We start from the raw sequence: 574 nt of genomic DNA, 5'->3' as shown, positions 1-574 counted from the left end.
TCATGTTCAAGTTTTGGTCCATATTTTTCTAAAGGAAAATGTTGAATATCATTTTCAATAAAAAAGATAGCATGGAGATTGCCAATGGATATAAGGCAAGCATCTTTTAGAGGACCAGCCGTAATTTCTACGTGATTGGTATCAACTATTTCACGTGAAACAGGCATCTCTTTTGCATTGAAATTTGGGCATCCCATATCAACAGAGATAAGATCGCCGGTTTGGCGTTTTCCTTCAATAATGCCAGCAGGAGTTTCTAAACGAAAATTTTCACCAAAATTACGGTCTGTGAGCCATGCAATAACACAGCGGGTACCATTGCCACAAGCTTTAGCTTTTGAACCATCAGCATTCCATATTTCGATGCGGAAGTCGGCTTTTTTCTGGGTTGGTGTGTGGATAGCCATGATTTGATCAAAATGCATTTCGGGATCTACCGATAAAGCAAGGATTGCTTGTGGTGTAAAAGCATGTGCGCTTTCACGCATATCCGCAACAATAATTTGATTTCCAAGACCGTCCATTTTGCTAAATGGCGTTTTCATGAAACTTCTCTATTTCTAATGATTACTTA

The 574-nt window shown here is 38.9% G+C and carries 1 protein-coding gene; it reads right to left on the bottom strand.

What is annotated here, in order from left to right:
- On the bottom strand, window positions 1-545 hold a 545-nt coding region (gene dapF, locus ACFIO3_RS15285), incomplete at its 3' end, for a diaminopimelate epimerase (RefSeq protein WP_375704805.1).
- Window positions 546-574: the final 29 nt, after the last annotated feature.

It is taken from the genome of Bartonella sp. AD328YNZD, assembly GCF_042196425.1.
Note: the sequence above shows the minus strand (reverse complement) of the source record. Positions and strands in the feature narration are given on the sequence as shown.